At 50.1% G+C, this 19,136-nt stretch carries 17 protein-coding genes; 1 reads left to right on the top strand and 16 read right to left on the bottom strand.

What is annotated here, in order from left to right; all coding sequences use genetic code 11:
* Positions 1-3 precede the first annotated feature (3 nt).
* Both Q0R57_RS01210 and Q0R57_RS01205 read right to left on the bottom strand, forming a co-directional pair.
* The gene (locus tag Q0R57_RS01210) at positions 4-846 is read right to left on the bottom strand and encodes a metallophosphatase (RefSeq protein ID WP_294743105.1); all 843 of its coding nucleotides are present in this window, start codon (positions 844-846) and stop codon (positions 4-6) included.
* Between the two features lie 65 nt (positions 847-911).
* Complete coding sequence (locus Q0R57_RS01205; protein WP_294743103.1) at positions 912-1,673, bottom strand: 5'-nucleotidase; 762 nt, start codon at positions 1,671-1,673, stop codon at positions 912-914.
* A gap of 235 nt (positions 1,674-1,908) precedes the next feature.
* Here Q0R57_RS01205 and rplS point away from each other — a divergent pair, with 235 nt between their 5' ends.
* Positions 1,909-2,280 (top strand): 50S ribosomal protein L19, encoded by a 372-nt coding sequence (gene rplS, locus Q0R57_RS01200; RefSeq protein WP_294743101.1) that lies wholly within the window; start codon positions 1,909-1,911, stop codon positions 2,278-2,280.
* An 81-nt stretch (positions 2,281-2,361) separates the two neighbouring features.
* On the opposite strand, the gene Q0R57_RS01195 is transcribed toward rplS, so the two are convergent.
* The 14 genes from Q0R57_RS01195 to Q0R57_RS01130 all read right to left on the bottom strand — a co-directional run bounded on the left by Q0R57_RS01195 (position 2,362) and on the right by Q0R57_RS01130 (position 18,858).
* Positions 2,362-2,904 (bottom strand): porin family protein, encoded by a 543-nt coding sequence (locus Q0R57_RS01195; RefSeq protein WP_294743098.1) that lies wholly within the window; start codon positions 2,902-2,904, stop codon positions 2,362-2,364.
* Positions 2,905-3,321: 417 nt separating this feature from the next.
* Entirely contained in the window at positions 3,322-4,656 is a 1,335-nt protein-coding gene (ftsZ, locus tag Q0R57_RS01190) for a cell division protein FtsZ (RefSeq protein ID WP_294743094.1), read from the bottom strand.
* A gap of 19 nt (positions 4,657-4,675) precedes the next feature.
* Positions 4,676-6,121, bottom strand: coding sequence for a cell division protein FtsA (gene ftsA / locus Q0R57_RS01185; protein WP_294743092.1), 1,446 nt, complete (start codon positions 6,119-6,121; stop codon positions 4,676-4,678).
* Positions 6,122-6,136: 15 nt separating this feature from the next.
* Positions 6,137-6,871 (bottom strand): cell division protein FtsQ, encoded by a 735-nt coding sequence (locus Q0R57_RS01180; RefSeq protein ID WP_294743088.1) that lies wholly within the window; start codon positions 6,869-6,871, stop codon positions 6,137-6,139.
* Positions 6,872-6,889: 18 nt separating this feature from the next.
* The gene (murC, locus tag Q0R57_RS01175; RefSeq protein WP_294743086.1) at positions 6,890-8,269 is read right to left on the bottom strand and encodes a UDP-N-acetylmuramate--L-alanine ligase; all 1,380 of its coding nucleotides are present in this window, start codon (positions 8,267-8,269) and stop codon (positions 6,890-6,892) included.
* Between the two features lie 10 nt (positions 8,270-8,279).
* Positions 8,280-9,392, bottom strand: coding sequence for an undecaprenyldiphospho-muramoylpentapeptide beta-N-acetylglucosaminyltransferase (gene murG, locus Q0R57_RS01170; protein ID WP_294743084.1), 1,113 nt, complete (start codon positions 9,390-9,392; stop codon positions 8,280-8,282).
* Positions 9,389-10,669 carry an FtsW/RodA/SpoVE family cell cycle protein gene (locus Q0R57_RS01165; protein WP_294743082.1) on the bottom strand — a complete coding sequence of 427 codons (1,281 nt, stop codon included), beginning with the start codon at positions 10,667-10,669 and terminating at the stop codon, positions 9,389-9,391. The genes murG and Q0R57_RS01165 overlap by 4 nt, the downstream gene beginning before the upstream one ends.
* Positions 10,670-10,711: 42 nt before the next feature.
* Entirely contained in the window at positions 10,712-12,043 is a 1,332-nt protein-coding gene (gene murD, locus Q0R57_RS01160; RefSeq protein ID WP_294743080.1) for a UDP-N-acetylmuramoyl-L-alanine--D-glutamate ligase, read from the bottom strand.
* On the bottom strand, positions 12,040-13,314 hold the full coding sequence (locus Q0R57_RS01155; protein ID WP_294743077.1) for a phospho-N-acetylmuramoyl-pentapeptide-transferase: 1,275 nt from the start codon (positions 13,312-13,314) through the stop codon (positions 12,040-12,042). Before Q0R57_RS01155 ends, murD begins: the two co-directional genes overlap by 4 nt.
* Before the next feature lie 28 nt (positions 13,315-13,342).
* Positions 13,343-14,797 (bottom strand): UDP-N-acetylmuramoyl-L-alanyl-D-glutamate--2,6-diaminopimelate ligase, encoded by a 1,455-nt coding sequence (locus tag Q0R57_RS01150; RefSeq protein ID WP_294743395.1) that lies wholly within the window; start codon positions 14,795-14,797, stop codon positions 13,343-13,345.
* Positions 14,798-14,809: 12 nt separating this feature from the next.
* On the bottom strand, positions 14,810-16,960 hold the full coding sequence (locus Q0R57_RS01145; protein WP_294743075.1) for a penicillin-binding protein: 2,151 nt from the start codon (positions 16,958-16,960) through the stop codon (positions 14,810-14,812).
* A 17-nt stretch (positions 16,961-16,977) separates the two neighbouring features.
* Positions 16,978-17,484: an FtsL-like putative cell division protein gene (locus tag Q0R57_RS01140; protein WP_294743073.1), complete on the bottom strand. Its 507-nt coding sequence runs from the start codon at positions 17,482-17,484 to the stop codon at positions 16,978-16,980.
* 5 nt (positions 17,485-17,489) lie between these two features.
* Positions 17,490-18,404, bottom strand: a complete 915-nt coding sequence (rsmH, locus tag Q0R57_RS01135) for a 16S rRNA (cytosine(1402)-N(4))-methyltransferase RsmH (RefSeq protein WP_294743071.1) — start codon at positions 18,402-18,404, stop codon at positions 17,490-17,492.
* A gap of 4 nt (positions 18,405-18,408) precedes the next feature.
* The gene (locus Q0R57_RS01130; RefSeq protein ID WP_294743394.1) at positions 18,409-18,858 is read right to left on the bottom strand and encodes a cell division/cell wall cluster transcriptional repressor MraZ; all 450 of its coding nucleotides are present in this window, start codon (positions 18,856-18,858) and stop codon (positions 18,409-18,411) included.
* Positions 18,859-19,136 lie beyond the last annotated feature (278 nt).

Below are 19,136 nucleotides of genomic sequence, written 5' to 3'. Positions count from 1 at the left end.
CTCCTATTTCTTCTCCAGCGTCAGCAATATCTTTCCTATAAAGACTCCATGTTTGCCCTCATGGTCTACGGGTACTTGCTTACCTGTCTTGTCTGTCTCGTAGCCTAGGGTCTTCAGATAGGTGTGACTATGTCCACCTAGCACCAAGTCAATGCCGCTGGTGTTCTTGATGAGGGTGTTGTCTGGATACTCCGTTACCTCCCAGCCCAGATGACTCAGACAGATAACCACGTCGCACTTCTCCTTGTTTCTCAGTACATCTACCATGCTGTTAGTCACCTCCACAGGGTTCAGGAACTTCAGCGGGCCGTAGTTCTTTGTAGATACCAAGCCTTCGAGTGGCGGACAGAGGGCAAAGACGCCAATCTTCACACCCTGGCGCTTCAGCACGACATAGGGTTTTACGATATCCTTCAGCTCCGTATTGCCAAAGTCGTAGTTCGAGCATACAACGGGGAAGTTGGCCATCTTAAACAGGCGTATCATATTGTCCAGGCCGAAGTCGAACTCATGATTGCCAATGGTGACGGCGTCGTAGTGCATCTGGTTCATCAGTCCTACCTCCACGTCGCCCTTGAACATGGTGTAGTAGCTGGAGCCCTGTGAGAAGTCGCCACAGTCAAACAGTAGCAGGTTTGGGTCTTTAGCCCGCTCCTGCTTCAGCATGCTGATGCGCCGCAGGAATCCTCCTCGGTCGGCCAGCATCGTGTCGGCCAGGTTCTTATTCAGAGGCAGTATGCACGAGTGGGTGTCGCTGGTGTGCAACACGGTAATCTTCTTCGGCCCCTTAGCGCCGACACCCACGAATAAACAAACTAATATCGATATGATAGCAATTCTTTTCATTTCTATACCATGATTATTGTTTCGAACACGAATCTTTTCTCCCTTCACCTTTCACCCTTCGCCTTTCACCTCACAATGATACGTCCTTCAACCTTTGCATCAACAGCCTTGCCGGCCTTCATCATCTCGCGGAAGTAATCGGTAATCACATAGCGGGCATTGTTCTTGTCGTCCTTGGGTGAGTTCAGGTCTGTGCCGCTTTTGAAGGCTGGCATGCCGTCGTTGCCCTGAGCCAGATAGTCGATGGTGGTGATGCGATAGCTGGCCTGCGGGTCTATCTCCTTGCCATTCACACGGGCCGACAGCAACTGACCGTCCTTCGTAATCACCAGTTGCACGCCCTTGCTCACGCCCTCGCCGCCACGCATGGCAATCTGCGAGAACAGCTCCAGCACCTTGTCGCCACTCAGCGTCAGGAAACAGATCTTATTCTCAAACGGTGCCACATCGAGAATGTCTCCGTAGGTCACCTTGCCCTTCGACAACGCTGCACGGATACCGCCCATGTTATATACGGCAAAGTCGGGCTTCTCGTTGTAGTGCTGCGCCATGTGCATAAAGATATCGGGCAGCAGGTTCGACAGCGTACTCTCAGGACGTTCGGCTGCCATATCCCTGGCCACTTCGCCCACCACAGGCCCCATCACCGAGTCTACCGTTTGTTTATATGGAGCCAAAAAGGCAGCGGCAGCAGCATCAGGGGCAGCGTCATAGGTCTTGTCAATCAGGATGCGAGTACGCGACACATCCGTCAGTTGGTAGTGTGACGAACAGGCTGTGAGCATCATCACAGAAGGCACAGCCAGAAGCAACAACAGTTTTCTCATAACATCAAATTTTTGTGCAAAAATAGCAAAAATACTTCATAGTCTGCATGTTAGCCTTGATAATTTATTCCTAAAAAACGTTAACAAAGAGCACTTTTCACTTTTCACTTTTCACTTTTCACTTAAAAAGCAGTACCTTTGCACCCGCTTTCCGCGTAATCGCTGGCAGGAAGATAGGAGAGTTGCCTGTTATGTTGCGTTGGAACGATACAACAAATTTAATTATCAAAGAAAAATGGATTTAATTAAAGTTGCTGAAGAAGCATTTGCAACCGGCAAGCAGCACCCCACCTTCAAGGCTGGTGACACTGTGACTGTCGCTTACAAAATTATCGAGGGTACCAAGGAGCGTATTCAGCTCTATCGTGGTGTAGTCATCAAGATTGCTGGTCACGGAGAGAAGAAGCGTTTCACTGTTCGCAAAATGTCTGGCACCGTGGGTGTAGAGCGTATCTTCCCCATCGAGTCGCCCAACATCGACAGCATTGAAGTGAACAAGGTTGGTAAGGTTCGCCGCGCTAAGCTGTACTACCTGCGTAAGCTCACTGGTAAGGCAGCCCGTATCAAGGAGAAGCGTTCGGCCATCGTCGCCAAGGGCGAGGATTAAGAATCACCTTCACACAAAGAATAAGCACCGCTGTTCCTCGAGGAGCAGCGGTGCTTTTTATCTAATTACTTAAGAGAATGCTTAGAATGGGATCTTGTAGCCCAGGGTCAGCATGAAGACGCTGTTTTTGTTGCTCTTGTTGCCAACCTTGTTGACCTTGCTGGTACCAAGATTGTAACGAGCATCAATCACAAAGTCAGAGAACTCGTAAGACAGGCCCACAGGAATTGCCAAGTCGAAAGACTCGCAGTCATCCTTAATATCAGTATCACCCATTTTTGCCGACATCAGGAATCCGGGCTGCACACCAGCCTTAACCTTCAGACCATCCATCAGCTGATACTGAGCCAGAATGGGGACATTCAGATAATCAAGCTTAAGTTTGTCATCAGCATCCTTAAAGGCTGATCCCTGCATCGTATAGAGCAGACCACCAGAAACACTGAATGCTTCGGTAATAGGATACTCCAGATTAGCACCAGCAACGAGGCCAACCTTCATCTTAGAGTCATCATAGTCTGTAGCTGTAGCCAATGTGGCACCCACCTGAGGAGTCAGAACGAACTGAGCTTTTGCTACCATACCGCAAACGAGCATTGCTCCTAACAACAAAAATTTTTTCATAATACTTAAAGGCAGGGTTCTAGGTTTGTAATATGTCATTGAAGGGGGCGAACCCTTTTTACCTCCCAACGACCTTGGTTAGTTGCTGCAAAGATAATAAAAATTCATTATATTTCATGAAAAATTCGAACAAAAGATTCTTTGTTAACGTTTTTTTGCAGATTGTCGCTTGCCTATATGCCGAAAGCCCCTATGGTATAGGGTTTGAGGTGGGTGATGGATGGCATTTCATGTGCCGCTAGTCCGACTTCATTTTTTGTCACTTAACTGGAGAATTTTATCTCGCTAGTTAGGAAAATAATTTTTTCTAGTTAGGGAGTCGCTCGACATCCCTTTAGGGTGGTGCTTGCTAGGGGATGAAAAAAGAAAAAGGGCACTCCATATGGGGTGCCCTTTATTGATAGAATTAGTGTGTGATTATACAAAGCTAATGACTCCCTGCTGAACATCAGGGGCATCGTGACGGACGACGTCCTCCTCGATGATATCCTGACTGCTGCCAATACTGGCGAGGATCTCACGGGTTCGCTTGTAGGTGGGCGTCTGCTCTACAGCGGAGATGACATCATCGTTGTCGAGGTCTTCAGGGCTGAAGATATAGATGTTGGGACGACGCTTGTAACGACGGGCGGAGTCGCTGTCGCCATAGAAATGACCACGACGCTCCTCACGCTTTGCAGCACGCTCTGCCTCCTCGGCCAGACGGTTGGCGTCCTCACGGGTCTGCTGCTTAAGCAGACGCTCTTCCATACCGTCGATGCTCTGGATGCCAAAGCCTGTAGCCAGGATGGTGACCTTTACACGTTTGCCGAGCTCTGGGTCTACGGCAACACCCCATTTGAACACGAAGTCGTTGCCAAAGCGATCCATGAATTCGTGGACGTAATTCATCTCTTCCATCATGAAGTTATCCTTCGAATCCTTCTGATGTGAGAACGAGATGTTGAGCAGGATCTTCTTAGAGTTGAAGATATCGTTATCGTTGAGCAGGGGTGAGTTGAGAGCGTCTTCGATGGCTTTCTTCACACGATCCTCGCCCTCGCCATAGCCAGTAGACATGATGGCGACGCCACCGTCCTGCAGCACGGTCTTGACATCGTTGAAGTCAAGGTTCATGGTGCCGTGGAGGGTGATAATCTCAGCGATAGACTTAGCTGCCACGCTGAGGGTGTCGTCGGCCTTGCCGAAGGCATCGAGAAAGGAGAGGTCGGGATAGATCTCACGCAGGCGTTCGTTGTTGATGACAAGCAAGGCATCAACATGCTTCTGCATCTCCTCAACACCGTCGAGGGCCTGGTCAATCTTCTTGTTACCCTCGAAACGGAAGGGGATGGTGACGATACCCACGGTGAGGATGTCCATCTCCTTAGAAACGCGGGCAATGACAGGGGCGGCACCAGTACCAGTACCACCACCCATACCAGCGGTGATAAATGCCATGCGGGTACCGTCGTCGAGCATCTTGTGGATGTCGTCGATGCTCTCCTCGGCAGCGGCACGCGCCTTCTCAGGACGGTTGCCGGCACCAAGACCCTCATGGCCCAGCTGCAGTTTGACAGGCACAGGCGAGTCGTTAAGAGCCTGATTATCCGTGTTACACACTACGAAGGTAACGTCGTGAATACCTTCTCTGTACATGTGGTTGACAGCATTGCCGCCACCGCCGCCAACGCCGATGACCTTGATGATGCTGTGCTTCTCTTCGGGAACGCCGAAGTCGAGTATCTCGTTTGTTCTATTGAAGTCTTCCATTGTTGTTGTTTTTTAATTGTTACTCTTCGCTGACAATATCCTTGCCGAACTTGGTGAGGCCTTTCTTGAACTTGGTAAACCAACTGTTCTCCTTACGGATACGGCGCTCCTCCTCGGCCTGACGTTCCTCTTCCTCACGGCGCAGACGCTCTTCCTCTTCCTTCTTGCGGCGAGCCTCCTCGGCAGCCAGCTCCTCTTCGCGAGCCGTGCGGATGGTGCCTGTCTCAAGATCACCAATCTGACGGGGACGACGTTCCTGGGCTACGGGCTGCTGCTCGTGTTCCTCAAACAAGTTGCCGTTGGGGTCGATATAGTTGCCTGCGCAGTTGATGTCGCCCTTGGCCAGCAGTCCCAGTACGGTGCAGTACATGCCGTTGTGGGCCTTGAGCTGCTCGTTGCTGGTGTTGATGGTGGTGGTGACGAACTTGGCCACTCGCACCTTTTCGATATGGGTGTACTTGGCAAAGGCCTGTTCAATGTTCTTCAGGTTAGAGCCACCGCCAGTGATGACGATACCGCCCAGCAGCTTGTCGTAATACTCGGAAGGTATCTGATAGCGCACGTTCTCGATGATTTCCTCGACACGTGCCTCGACAATCTCGATGAAGCGGCGGCTATCAACCTGTCGGTTGGCATCGATAGAGTATTTCAGTTCAGGATCAATCTCGCTGTTCTCGGTATAGGCCACCGCATACTTCAGCTTCATCTGCTCGGCATCGCTCTCCTCCATCTGCAGCGAGGCGATGTCCATGGTGACATTATTAGAACCCAGAGGTATGACAGCCAGATGGCGCAGCACATTTCTTGAGAAGACAGAGACGGTGGTGGTGTCGGCACCGATATCGACCAGCGCACAACCGGAACGTTTCTCCGTCTCGGTGAGTACGGCATTGGCAAGGGCTAGGGGAGCCAGATACATGTCGGCCACCTTGATGTTGGCCGTCTCGAAGCAGCGATTGAGGTTCTGGAAGAACGATGTGCGCTCGAGGATGTTCAGGAAATTGCCCTCCAGACGTGTGGCACGGATGCCCACAGGGTCCATCTGCATCTGTGTGTCGACGCGATATTCCTGTTCAGCCACATCCAGAATCTTCTTGTCAGGATAATCCATGCCGCGATTGGCATCCATCAGTTCAACAACCATCTCCTGCGTAATAATGGTGTCGGCAGGAAGGTCGCGCGTAATAGTGTTCTTGACACTACGGATAGACTGTCCGCCCACACCTACGAAGACCTGGGTGATGCGCGTCTGCAGCTGCGCCTCCAGCTTCTTGATGATGGACGTGAGGCACTGCGCCGTCTTGTCAATGTTGTAAACCACACCCTTGCGGATGAACGAAGACGAGTCTTCCCTGACCAGGGCGAGCACCGAGATGCTGCCGTCGGGTTTCTTCTGTCCGGCAATGCCCGTCACTTTTGCTGAACCGAGCTCAATTGCCACAATAAAATCCTTAAATTCTGCCATACTCTATTTGGTTTTTTATTTCCTTTTGCACACTATTTGATTACTGAACTCCACGTTGATGCGCTTGTATTTGTTCCAGCCAATGACGTTGAGGGCCTTGGCATAGAACTGACGCAGACGCTTCAGCTTCTTTTCAATATCGACGGGTTGACCCAGATAGACCACATGGTTGCCCACGCGGGGAATCATCTCCAGGGAACCGTCGGCCAGCACGTTGAGCTGCACAATCTGGTTCTTCCAGAAGGGGTCGCGCAGCACCATGTTAGCAATAGGGGTGAGCCATTTCTCAGCGTAAGGCTTGCTGACATGACCTGTAGCCACTATCAGGTTGCAGGGATAGTCGGTGCCAGGCATAGGTTTGCCGTGACTGTCGACATAGAAGTTCTCACCGCTGTTGTTCATCACCCTGATGACAGGAATGCGCTGGCGGATGTTGATGCACACTTGACCTTCCTGACCCTTATAGCACTCCACGTTCTCGATGAGCTCCTTGGCCTGCAGCGTCTCTTCGATAAGACGCAGGTTGACCTGAGGCATGGACCGTCCCTGGGGGTTAATATGATCCAGGGTCAGCATGCGCTTCACATCGTCGACAGAGAGGAATCCTTCGACAATATCTTCTTCCAGATGGATGTCCACTCCCTGACATATCTGCTCTTCATCGGGCTTGTTGAAGGCAGTCATAGCCAGCACCATATAGGCAGCCAGCAGGAGGGCTAAGGGTACCAATGCAACTTTTTTCCAGCTCATTCCTAACACGTTCTGTTTTTATTTCTTCTTGCTGTTGAGTATCCTGGCAATCTGGGGCACCTGGTTGTCAAGGTCGCCAGCACCAAGAACGATAAGTACATCGAACGAACGACTCTTCACCAACTGCAGTACATCGTCTTTGTTGACAAGCTGCTTCTCGACGTTAGGAGCCAGACGGTCGAAGATGAGTTTTGACGTGACACCCTCGATAGGCTGTTCACGTGCAGGGTATATCTCTGTCAGTATCACCTCGTCCAACTGACTCAGCGCATCGGCGAAGTCCTGATAGAAGTCGCGAGTGCGAGTGTAGAGATGAGGCTGGAAGATGGCGGTGATATGACGGTCTTTATAGAGCTCGCGAATACTGCGTGCACTCTGATAGATTTCTTTGGGATGATGAGCATAATCGCTGAGGAACACCAGATTGGGGGTCTTGATCTTGAAGTCGAAACGACGGTCAACACCTCCATAGGTCTTAATACCGCAGCGCAACTCTTCTGCCGTGCAGCCTGCCAGCTGAGCCATAGCCATGGCGGCGATGCCATTCTCTATATTAATAGGTATAGGCTGTCCCAATTGCACGTTGCGTACATTCTCGATGGGTGAGATGAAGTCGAATGTTATCTCGCCATTCTCAATCTTGATGTTCTCGGCATGGAAATCACCCTCGGTGAGTGCATAGTCGAAGCGGCGCACACCCTCTTGCAGGTGCTCCTTCATCTCGAGGTCGCGATGGATGATAAGAGCGCCACCGGGCTGTATGAGCTCGGTATAATGGCGGAAACTCTCGAGATAGGCCTCTTTGGTGCCGTAGATGTCAAGATGATCAGGGTCGGTAGAGGTGATGACAGTCATCCAGGGCGAGAGCCAGTGGAAGGAACGGTCGAACTCGTCGGCCTCGATGACAACATAGTTGGAGTCGGAGACGATATAGTTAGTGCCGTAGTTCTTGGTGATGCCGCCGAGGAAGGCGTTGCAGTCCAGATGGCTCTGGTGCATGATGTGGGCACACATGCTCGATGTGGTGGTCTTGCCGTGGGTGCCTGCTACGCAGAGTCCTTTCTTTTGGCGGGTTAGGGTGCCCAGCACTTGGGCTCGCTTTTGAATCTCGAAGCCGTTGTCACGGAAATACTGCAGTTCTTTGTGTTCGGCAGGGATGGCGGGAGTGTAAACTACAAGGCAGTGCTTAGGATTCTTACACAGATGGGGAATCTCGTCGATGTTCTCCTCATAATGAATCAGCGCGCCCTCTTTCTCCAAGCGGCGTGTCAGTTCTGAGGGTGTTTTGTCGTAACCTGCCACTACCAGTCCGCTATGAATGAAATAGCGCACCAGGGCACTCATGCCGATACCACCGGCACCAATGAAATATACTGCTTTAATATCTTTCAGTTCCATGATAGTTTATTTATTCTGCTTTTGCAAGTTTCAATACTTCCTGAGCGATGATACGTGCCGAGTCGGGCAGTCCCAGCTTCAGCACATTCTCGCTGAGCGATTTCAGGAGGGCGTCGTCGCCCACTGTCTTGATGGCCAGTGGGATGAGCTGCTCCTTGGCCTCGCCGTCCTTCACATAGAGGGCGGCATCCTTGTTGACCAGCGCCAGCGCATTCTTGGTTTGATGATCCTCGGCCACATTAGGGCTGGGCACCAGAATGACGGGCTTGCCGATGAGACAGAACTCGGAGATGCTGCTGGCACCGGCACGACTGATAACGAGGTCGGCAGCACGATAGGCGGCACCCATGTCGCTGATGAAGTCCATCACGCGAAGGTTCTCGGGTTGTCCTTTTTCTTTGAGTTCGGCAGCAATCTGCTCACTATAGAATTTACCTGTCTGCCAGATGAACTGCAGACCAGACTCTGCTATCTCCTTGAGATGGGAAAGAACACTCTCGTTGATGGTGCGGGCACCCAGACTGCCTCCCACCAGCAGCACGGTCTTGCGGTCGGCTTTCAGACCAAAGGTGTTCAAGGCCTCCTCGCGTGATATGGTGGTGTTAAGCAATGACTGGCGTACGGGATTGCCCGTCATCATAATCCTGTCGGCAGGGAAGAAACGCTCCATGCCCTCGTAGGCCACACATATCTTGCTGGCCTTTGATGCCAGGTTCTTGTTAGCCAGACCGGCATAGCTGTTCTGCTCCTGTATCAGCGTGGGAATGCCAAGGCTGTTAGCTGCTCCCAGAGCAGCACTGCTGGCATAACCGCCAACACCCACAGCCACCTGTGGCCCGAAGTCGCGCAGTATCTGCTTGGCCAAGCGTTTGCTCTTCAGATAGTCGAGGGCCACGCCGATATTGGCGGGCTTCCACAACGGACGGAGAAAACCACGGATGGGCAGACCCTTGATGTTGTAGCCAGCTTGTGGCACACGTTGCATCTCCATGCGTCCCAGAGCACCGATAAAAAGGATGTTGGCATCGGGACGTAACTCGCGAATGGCGTTGGCTATTGAGACGGCGGGGAATATATGTCCACCGGTTCCGCCTCCACTGATGATGACTCTTAACTCTTTCATGCTTTCACCGTTTGAGTTTTATCTGACAGGTCCTTGCGCTTGGCACTACGGCTAACGCTGAGGATGACTCCTATATAGGCACAGTTAACAATAGTAGAGGTGCCACCTTTAGACACCAAAGGAAGAGGCTGTCCGGTGACAATGCCGAAGTCGACAGCAACACACATATTGATGATGGCTTGGAACACCAGCAAGAGTGTGAGACCCATGACGAGGAAGGCGGGGAAGTTGTTCTCGCACCGACTGGCTATGCGGGCAGCGCGGAACAGCAAGATGACATAGAGGAACACCACGGCGATGGCGCCTATTAGTCCCATCTCCTCGATGATAATGGCATAGATGAAGTCGGAGAAGGCCTGTGGCAGATAGTCGCGTTCAACGGAGTTTCCAGGACCTTTGCCTATGATGCCTGAGGTGGCGATGGCCAGATTGGCATGAGTTACCTGGAAGTTCTTGTCAGTCACCTTATACTCTTCGGCAGGCACGTCGTTATCCTCCTTACCGGCAATACGGTTCTTCCACGTCCAGAAACGGTGGGTCAGTTTCTCCCATGCCGACTTGTCTTTCTTGTCGATTTTCACCACTTGCTCGGTCTGACCGTTGGCCTCAGCCTGCTCCAGAGCCTGACCTTCCTTGTCGAGCTTGGCCATCCAGAAGACCAATCCCAGGAACAAACCTGCCAGCAGTACCAGCACACCAGTGAGCTTGCCCATCTGCTTCATGGGTACACGGCCCAGGAACATCATGACGAAGATGACACTGAAGAGCAGAATGGCGGTAGAGAGATTCTCCAAACCAATGAGGAGGGTAGCGGGAACCACCAGCCATAGGATATACTTCATGGCGGTGGGGTCAGCGCCACTATTGTCGTCGCGCTGCATGGCACTCAGCACCTGTGCTGCCGTCAGAACCATGGTACCCTTGGCAATCTCGGAAGGCTGGAACGTGAAGCCCGGCAACTGAATGACGCGGTTGGCGCCATTGATACTCTCACCACCAATGAGTACCCACAGCAGGGTGGCGTAGGTAATCAGTAGCATGAGTGGCGTGATGAGCTTGAAGTAGCGGCACGGGATATTTAGCGTGACGATGGCTACGACGACTCCCACGAGAATCATGCCACAGTGATAGATGAGCGGACTCAGGTAGTTATGGGTCTTATAGGTCAGCGTGCTCGAAGCCGAAAAGACCTCGACAACGCTGATGAGACACAGGAAAAGGAACACTGTCCAGATACCTTTGTCGCCCTTGAAGAGATTGCCTATTTTCTTTTCCATTTTTTCTTTTTCTTATTTTATGGGCCTTATGGGCTAATGGGCCTATAGTGAGCGCACTAGTTCCTTGAACTGTTCACCGCGGTCCTCCATATTCTTGAAGAGGTCGAACGAGGCGCAGCAGGGGGAAAGAAGTACTGTTTCGCCAGGCTGAGCCAACTCGTAGCAGGCGGCCACACAATCTTTCATAGAATGGGTGTCGCGAACGGGCAGTCCCAGCGCATCGAAATTATCGTGCAGCTTCTGATTGTCAGCCCCCAGATAGACTAGGGCAGAGCACTTCTCACGGATGAGTGGCTTGATGGGGTCGTAGTCGTTGCCTTTGTCCTTGCCACCCACGATGAGCACTACCTTGGTCTTCATAGAGTCGAGAGCATACCAGCAGGCATCGACATTGGTAGCCTTGGAGTCGTTGACATAGTGCACACCACGAACGGTGGCCACCTTCTCCAAACGATGCTCCACACCAGGGAAGTCGCTCAGACTCTGACGGATAACGTCTTTTTTGATACCGGCGATATCGCCAGCGATACCAGCAGCCAGGGAGTTATAGATATTATGACGGCCTGTCAGGCTCAGCTGCTCCTGCTCCATGTTAAAAGGCTCGGGCTGCTCGATGGTATATTCGCCCTCAGAGATATAGCCGATAGAGCCTTTCTCCTTCAGTTCAGAAAATGGATACTGGATGGCCTGTATGTCGTATTTCTTCAACTCGCGCTGGATAATGGGGTCGTCATTCCAATAGATGAAGGCATCCTGTGCTGTCTGGTTCTGGATGATACGCATCTTGGCATCGACATAGTTCTGCATCTCAAAACCATAACGGTCCAGATGATCAGGGGTGATGTTGAGCAGGATGGCGATGTTGGCACGGAAGTCGTACATATTGTCGAGCTGGAATGATGACAGCTCAATGATGTAATACTCGTGTGGATCCTCGGCCACCTGCAACGCCAGTGAGTTACCGATGTTGCCAGCCAGACCGGCATCGTAGCCTGCCTTCTTGAATATATGATAGATGAGCGAAGTCGTGGTGGTCTTACCATTAGAGCCAGTGATGCAGATCATCTTCGATTTGGTGTAACGGCCTGCAAACTCAATTTCACTAATGATATTAATACCCTTTTCCTTGGCTTTCACCACCATAGGTGCTGTCTCGGGGATGCCAGGCGACTTGATAATCTCGTCGGCATTCAGTATCAGCGACTCGGTGTGCTGACCTTCCTCCCACAGAATATGATGGTCATCAAGCATCTGCTTATAACGAGGGGCAATCTTCGACATATCGGAAACGAACACATCGAAACCCTCTTTCTTGGCCAGAACAGCTGCTCCGGCTCCACTTTCTCCTGCTCCTAAAATAACTATTCTTTTCATCGTATTTTCAATGTTATGATGGTTAGTGCTGCCAGAATGATGGTGACAATCCAGAAGCGAATGGTAATCTTTGACTCGTGGAAGGGACGGTGAGGCCAGCCCTTCAGGATATATCGCGACGTAGCATCGAGTTGCTTATCCAATTTACGGAAGTTGTCGTGAATAGGTGTGGCACGGAACACACGAACACGCTGTCCCTTGCGCTTCATGAACTTGAACCACTGCGTCTGGATGATAACACTTAGACTCTCGATAAAGAAGATGCCGCAGAGGATGGGCAACAGCAACTCCTTGTGAATAATCACAGCACATACACCGATAATGCCACCAATGGTCAGGGAGCCTGTGTCGCCCATGAAAATCTGGGCAGGGAAGGCATTGTACCACAGGAAACCAATCATGGCACCTACAAAGGCACTGAGGAAGACTACCAGTTCCTCACTATGGGGGATGTACATGATATCGAAATAGGAGGCATAACCTATATGTGACGACACATAGGCCAGAATGCCCAGGGCTACGCCCACAATGGCAGAATTGCCCGCACACATACCGTCCATGCCGTCATTGAGGTTGGCACCATTCGAAACGGCTGTCACCACGATGATGGTCATGATGACAAAGAGTATCCATCCGGCAGCAACCTTATGCTTTCCTACAAATGACATAATCTCAGAATAACTCAGATTATGATGCTTGGTAAATGGGATGGTAGTCTTCAGCGACTTATGCGCCTCGCTTTCGTGCTTTACTATCTCTGTCTTGTTTTCCTGCTGAGGTACACTGATATTCTCGCGCATCACCACATCAGGACTCAAGTATAGCACCAGTCCGACGATAAAACCGATAGACACCTGACCCACTATCTTGTATTTTCCTTTCAAGCCTTCCTTGTTGCGACGGAAAATCTTGATATAGTCGTCCATAAGGCCCAGGAATCCCAGCCAGATGGTGGTTATTACCATCAGAATGAGATAGACGTTGCGGATTCGGCCAAGCAACAGCACAGGTACCAGAATGCTGACAATGATGATGATGCCACCCATGGTGGGCACACCTTTCTTCTCCACGCCAAAGGGGTCGATGGCGGGGTCGCGCTCTGTCTCAAAGATCTTACGGCGCTTCATCCATTTGATGAAGAACTCACCAAACCATGCCGAGATGACCAGCGAGAGGATGAGAGCCAACAGCGCACGAAACGAAATGTAGCTCCACAGGTGAGAACCTGGGATGTTGAATTGCTCTAAAAACCGGAACAGATAGTAAAGCATATATTTTCGTTATTTCGTTATGACACTATTACAATCCAAAGATTTCTCGCACCACCTCGCGATCGTCGAAGTGATGTTTCACACCCTTAATCTCCTGATAGTCCTCATGGCCCTTGCCGGCAATGAGAATCACATCGCCTCTCTCTGCCATCATGCAGGCCGTGCGGATGGCTTCCTTACGGTCTACGATGCTGATGACTTTCTTCATCTGTTTCTGGTCCAGACCGGCCAGCATGTCGTTGATAATATCTTGCGGCTCCTCGAAACGGGGGTTGTCGCTGGTGATTATCACACGGTCGCTCTGCTTAACGGCTTCTTGTGCCATCAGCGGACGCTTGCCTTTGTCGCGATTGCCACCTGCACCACAAACGGTGATAATCTTTCCTTCCTTGCCGTCAAGCACCTCGTGGATAGCCTTCAGCACATTTTCCAATGCATCGGGGGTGTGGGCATAGTCGACAACAGCTGTATAGCCCTCAGGCGAATGAATGGGCTCCAAGCGACCTGCCACACTCTTCAAAGTGCTCAGCACTAGCAGTACATCTTCGGGTTTCTGACCCAGCATCACCGCAGCACCATATACAGCCAACAGGTTGCTGACGTTGAACTTGCCAATGAACTGCACGCCAACCTCGTGTCCGTCAACCTCCAGATACATTCCCTCGAAGTGACATTCCACGATGCGGGCCTTGAAGTCGGCAATGGTTCGAATGCTATAGGTCTTTACCTGTGCTTTGGTGTTCTGAACCATATAAAGTCCGTTCTTATCATCAGCGTTGGTAATAGCGAAAGCACCCTTTGGCAGCATGTCGAAGAAGGCTTTCTTGGCATCACGATAATTCTCGACTGTCTTATGATAGTCCAGATGGTCGCGTGTCAGGTTCGTAAAGATGCCACCAGCAAATTTAAGTCCACCAATGCGTTGCTGGGCGATGGCATGACTGGAGCACTCCATAAATGCATACTGACAACCAGCTGCAACCATTCGAGCCAATAAGCTGTTCAGCTCAATAGGGTCGGGGGTGGTATGGCTGGCAGGAACAGCCTCGTCTTCAATATAATTGCATACAGTAGAGAGCAGCCCGCACTTATAGCCCAGTTTGCGGAACATATTATATAATAAGGTGGCGATGGTAGTCTTGCCGTTGGTGCCGGTAACACCTACAAGTATCAGCTTTGAGGTGGGGTTGCCATAGAAAGTCGTTGCCACAGGACCAATAGCAGTCTCGGTGGAAGGTACTTGAATATAGCTGACGCCTGACTTCCTCTCGGCAGGCATCTCCTCGCACAGAATGGCAGCGGCTCCTTGCTCAACAGCCTTTGAGATATATTGATGACCATCGGTCTGTGTGCCTTTGATGGCCACAAACAGGTGTCCTTCTTTAACCTGTCTGGAGTCTATGTCAACAGCGGTAATCCCTACTTCGGAAGATCCTTCCAAAGTAGTAACCTCAACATTTCTCAGTAGTTCACTTAGTTTCATATCCATAGTTCTTTATTGTAGTTCCAATACACAAACCATACCTTGTTTTAACTCGCTGCCGGCGGCGATGCTTTGACGTTTAACACGTCCCATGCCGTGCAACTGTACTTTCACCCCTTGACGTTCCAACAGGTAAATGGCATCACGGGCTCCCATGTCTATTACATCAGGCATCTTGCCTTCTGTTATTTTGACTGGTGTTTCTGGAGTAGCAGCATTCTTGATGCCCAGCTCGTTCAATATGTATGTTGATGCAGCATTGTCGCCGCCTTTAACGTCAGGTGCAAATGCTAACAAAGAGTCGCGTGCATCCTCTACACGCAGTTTCAGACTCTTGGCCATAACGCCTTCAGAGATATGATGGAATATGCCACCCGACATCAAGCCGCCAGAGGCTGGCAACCCCATCTTCTTGATACATACAATACAAGTATAACGTGGATCGTCTGAGGGGAAGTAACCACAGAACGACAGCCAGTATTCTACAGTGCCTGACTTATAGCCGCCTGCCTTTGCCACTTGGGCTGTGCCAGTCTTTCCTGATACCTGGAATGAATGAGAGCCTGCACGCTTTCCCAGACCTTGACTCACCACATGGCGCAGGATGGTCTGCATCGTCTTGATGGCTTGCGGTTTAGCTATCTGTTCCTTGATGACCTCGGGCTGCGTCTCATACACCACCTGTCCCTCCTTTAGGAACTGCTTCACGAAACGTGGACGCATCATGCGGCCATTGTTGGCAATGGCGTTATAGAATGTCACGGTGTTAATGGGTGCTATCTGGGTCTCGTAGCCAATACTCATCCAAGGCAGCGTCGTCTTACTCCAATATAAGGCTTTGTTGCTGGTCTTCGTGTCCGGCATGCGGATATTGGGAGGCAGATAACCCACAATAGGCAACTTCAGATCCTGACCGATACCTACACGATACAGCCCCTCCACGTATTTCGTGGGGTTAGATCCATAGAACTTGTCAATCACGTAGCTCACGCCAATATTACTACTTACCTCCAAGGCACGGGCCACATTGATGGTACCGTAGCCGCCATGATGCCAGTTATGGTCTTTCATGTTGGCACCATGCATCTTCATGATACCATTACCGGTAGGTATTTGGAAACTGGTGTCGCCAGGGATGACGCCATCGTCGAGTGCCACGAGGAATGATGCTACCTTAAACACAGAGCCAGGCTCGCAACGATAGCTGATGGCATCGTTGAACTGCTCGTGATATTCACCATCGGCACCACGGCGCATATTCACAATGGCTTTCACATCGCCAGTCTTCACTTCCATCAGAATTGCGACACCCATTGATGCGTTCCATTTCTTCAGACCTTCAATAACAGCTTGCTCTGCCAGGTCTTGCATGCCTACGTCGATGGTCGTCACAATATCAGCTCCATCAACGGGAGGTTTCACGGTAAAGGATACCTTCTTGTTCAATACCTTCTCCTTACGCTCAATGCCGTACTTGCCACGTAGAATAGAGTCATATGACAATTCTATGCCGAAACGGGCTGTATCTTTTCCACCCTCAAAGCTTCGAATATCACCGATGGTACGCTCTGCTAACGAGCCGAAGGGACGGCGACGGGCCTCAAACTTCTCTGCATGGAAACCGCCTTTGTTTGACGGCATGTTAAAGAACGGCAATTCTTGTACCTCACAATAGGTGTTATAGCTGATGCGCTTAGGCCATACTGCCCAGTGGCGTGCACCGATGGTCTTTTCACCAGTCTTGGAGTTGGTAATCTCTTTATGTTTTCCTTCTTCCAGTCGAGCCTTGAACTGCTCAGGGGTCCATTCGGGGAAAATGTGATTCAAGCCAATGCACAGGCTGTCAAGGTCGGCATACCAGATACTATCACGCTTTCGTGCCCAGGCAGTATCCTCTTTGCTACCGGCCTGATAGTCCATGAAAATCTTATATTCGGGTATACTGCTGGCCAACAACTGACCATCGCTACTCAATATATTACCACGATTAGGACGTACGCTGTCGCTATCGCTGCGTAAACGCTTAGCCACCGTCTCCCAGTAGCTTTTTTTAACCGTCATCGTTATTCCTGCTTTTGTGACAACAGCCAACCCGATAATGGTTAGCATCACAGCCAGGAATAAATATCGCGGCAGCACCTTTTCGCTGTTAAATTTGCTCATTCTCTATTCTCCTTTTCTTAATCCTCGTCCACATCAATGATATACGGCGGCTGGTCACTCATCATTAGGAGTGTGTCCGCATTCTCGTGTAACACCTTCAGCACATTGCTTTGTCTGCATAGCTCTGTCAAATTGCTTGAACTAGACATGGCTTTGTATTTCGCATTTACTAAATCTTTTTCCAGTTGGTCTATCTCGAGTACATCCTGTTCGCATTGATAACGCACACCAACATATACCGTGCACAACAACACAATGAGCATAATGAGCCATATATGATGGCGGACCGCTATAAACAGATAGTCACCACCAACAATCTGCTTCAATGACAGTGAGCCTATAGGTGCTGTATCATCCTCGCTCACCTTCTCTTTGATGCGCTGAAGGGCCGATGATGTATCTTCCTGTGCTTGTGCCTCCTCCAGCTTGTCATCTTGAGCCGGATTGGCAGATGACGACTCTGGCTGAGACTGTTCGCTGCCAATCTCAACGGTCATTTGTAGCTCGTTGTTTTCTTCCTTCATCTTTATTATATTTTTTCTGCTATTCTCAGTTTTGCACTTCTGCTTCTTGGGTTGCGTTCCAACTCTTCTGCCGAGGGTACTATCACTCTATTATTAATAAGGTGTAATGGTGATTTAGTCTTTCCAAAGAAATCCTGTTCCACCTTCCCTTCTGCGTTGCCAGCTCGCATCACGTTTTTCACTATACGGTCTTCTAACGAGTGGTAGGTGATGACACTCAAACGACCTCCTGGCTTCAGCAATTGACAGGCTCCTTTCAGCATTTCTCGCAAGGCGTCCATCTCGTGATTTACCTCTATACGTAGCGCTTGAAACAGTTTTGTTTCTTCTTTTTTCTCTCGCTCTCTGGCAAAGAGTTTTTCCGTCAACTCCAACAGTTGTCCTGTGGTAGTAATTGGCGACTCCTGTCTTGCTCTCACGAGGGAAGAAGCTAGCTTGCGAGCATTTTTCAGTTCTCCATAAAGGTAGAACACGTCGGCCAGTTGCTCTTCCGTGTATGTGTTTACTATGTCTGCGGCCGTCATCCCAGCACGTTTATTCATTCTCATATCAAGCGGCGCGTCGAAACGGAACGAGAAACCGCGTGACTCGTCATCAAAATGATGTGATGATACTCCCAGGTCGGCTAGTAGTCCATCTAATTGCTCCACCTCATAATAGCGCATCCAATTCTTCAGATATCTAAAGTTGCTGCGAACAAAGGTGAATCTATCATCGTTCACGATATTTAACTCTGCATCGGCATCTTGATCGAAGCCATAAAGATGGCCGTTTCCCCCCAGTCGTCTGAGTATCTCCTGAGAGTGCCCACCTCCGCCAAAAGTAACGTCTACATAAATGCCGTCGGGCTGGATGTCCAGCCCGTCGACGCTTTCCTTCAAAAGGACAGGAATGTGATACGTCTCTGCTGTCTTAACCATTTTGTCATTGGGTGGTTGTCATGATTGCTTTCAGCTTTTCCGCAAACTCTTCTTGCGGCAAGAACGGTTGCTGTGTCTTTTCTACAGCCCATATCTCGATGGCATCATTGATGCCGATAAATCTGACTCCCTGTACGATGTCAGCTATTTGCAGGTAGCGCTTAGGTATCAGGAAGCGTCCATTGCCGTCAAGCGACATTACTTCAGCCTCGGAAACATACTGGCGCAATACCTGTTGTCCTACATCGTCCCATTCGTTGACTTTCTGTATAAGAGCGTCCATTCTGCGATTCCAGGTGCTTTCCGGATAGAGCACGAGGCATTTCTGGTGTACGTCCTTGCGCATCACCAATACCTCCTCGCCTGCTGCCTGCAACACTTTTCGGAAAGTGGCAGGTAGAAAGACGCGTCCTTTGGCATCTATTTTGGCTTCTATATTACCTAAAAATCGCATACGTTCCATATTATAATGAGACTTCGGTGCAAAGTTAATCATTTTCCCCCACATTCCTCCACAATTCCCCACTTTTTTTTATAAAAATATTATTTTTTTTATTCCTGACCCATTTCGGCCCCTGTTTTTTACACATTTGCCAATATTTGTGCAATGCAGTTTGCATGATTATGAATGTCAAAAATGCAACACGAGAACTTAATATGTGTAAAAATGTACATTAAAAATAAAAAAAAATGTCGAAAGCAAAAGTTTTTCTGTAATTTTGCAGTTCAATT

The organism is uncultured Prevotella sp. (genome assembly GCF_946407605.1).
Taxonomy (GTDB): Bacteria; Bacteroidota; Bacteroidia; order Bacteroidales; family Bacteroidaceae; genus Prevotella.
This window is presented reverse-complemented; position numbering and strand designations above follow the sequence as displayed.

Coding starts and splice junctions, on each gene's coding strand:
- Q0R57_RS01210 (WP_294743105.1), bottom strand. CDS start 846: ATGAAAAGAATTGCTATCATATCGATATTAGTTTGTTTATTCGTGGGT.
- Q0R57_RS01205 (WP_294743103.1), bottom strand. CDS start 1,673: ATGAGAAAACTGTTGTTGCTTCTGGCTGTGCCTTCTGTGATGATGCTC.
- rplS (WP_294743101.1), top strand. CDS start 1,909: ATGGATTTAATTAAAGTTGCTGAAGAAGCATTTGCAACCGGCAAGCAG.
- Q0R57_RS01195 (WP_294743098.1), bottom strand. CDS start 2,904: ATGAAAAAATTTTTGTTGTTAGGAGCAATGCTCGTTTGCGGTATGGTA.
- ftsZ (WP_294743094.1), bottom strand. CDS start 4,656: ATGGAAGACTTCAATAGAACAAACGAGATACTCGACTTCGGCGTTCCC.
- ftsA (WP_294743092.1), bottom strand. CDS start 6,121: ATGGCAGAATTTAAGGATTTTATTGTGGCAATTGAGCTCGGTTCAGCA.
- Q0R57_RS01180 (WP_294743088.1), bottom strand. CDS start 6,871: ATGAGCTGGAAAAAAGTTGCATTGGTACCCTTAGCCCTCCTGCTGGCT.
- murC (WP_294743086.1), bottom strand. CDS start 8,269: ATGGAACTGAAAGATATTAAAGCAGTATATTTCATTGGTGCCGGTGGT.
- murG (WP_294743084.1), bottom strand. CDS start 9,392: ATGAAAGAGTTAAGAGTCATCATCAGTGGAGGCGGAACCGGTGGACAT.
- Q0R57_RS01165 (WP_294743082.1), bottom strand. CDS start 10,669: ATGGAAAAGAAAATAGGCAATCTCTTCAAGGGCGACAAAGGTATCTGG.
- murD (WP_294743080.1), bottom strand. CDS start 12,043: ATGAAAAGAATAGTTATTTTAGGAGCAGGAGAAAGTGGAGCCGGAGCA.
- Q0R57_RS01155 (WP_294743077.1), bottom strand. CDS start 13,314: ATGCTTTACTATCTGTTCCGGTTTTTAGAGCAATTCAACATCCCAGGT.
- Q0R57_RS01150 (WP_294743395.1), bottom strand. CDS start 14,797: ATGAAACTAAGTGAACTACTGAGAAATGTTGAGGTTACTACTTTGGAA.
- Q0R57_RS01145 (WP_294743075.1), bottom strand. CDS start 16,960: ATGAGCAAATTTAACAGCGAAAAGGTGCTGCCGCGATATTTATTCCTG.
- Q0R57_RS01140 (WP_294743073.1), bottom strand. CDS start 17,484: ATGAAGGAAGAAAACAACGAGCTACAAATGACCGTTGAGATTGGCAGC.
- rsmH (WP_294743071.1), bottom strand. CDS start 18,404: ATGGTTAAGACAGCAGAGACGTATCACATTCCTGTCCTTTTGAAGGAA.
- Q0R57_RS01130 (WP_294743394.1), bottom strand. CDS start 18,858: ATGCGATTTTTAGGTAATATAGAAGCCAAAATAGATGCCAAAGGACGC.